The following is a 227-nucleotide window of genomic DNA, read 5'->3' on the forward strand; positions in this document are numbered from 1 at the left end:
CGTCGTTGTCGCCGTGTTCGCCTGTGAGTTATCAAATTCAGCGAAGAAAAGCGGTGTCCGAAGATTGCTCGGAATATTATTAAAAGGAATAGTCATTATTTGGTTTTCTCCGCTTTGGTGGTTTCTGGCGCAGGTTTAGCCTCTTTAGGCTGTTCGCGCACCACATCACCGTCGTTTAAACGACGACGCCAAAATGAATTATCGGGAACCTCAGAGCCGGATTCAGG

The 227-nt window shown here is 47.6% G+C and carries 1 protein-coding gene; it reads right to left on the reverse strand.

The window, feature by feature from the left end; all coding sequences use genetic code 11:
- Positions 1 to 95 precede the first annotated feature (95 nt).
- The coding region (locus V2A85_RS24815) for a DUF2635 domain-containing protein (RefSeq protein WP_420072700.1) at positions 96 to 227 on the reverse strand (132 nt) is incomplete at its 5' end.

The organism is Yersinia sp. 1252 StPb PI (assembly GCF_048593885.1).
GTDB classification, from domain to species: Bacteria; Pseudomonadota; Gammaproteobacteria; order Enterobacterales; family Enterobacteriaceae; genus Yersinia; species Yersinia enterocolitica_E.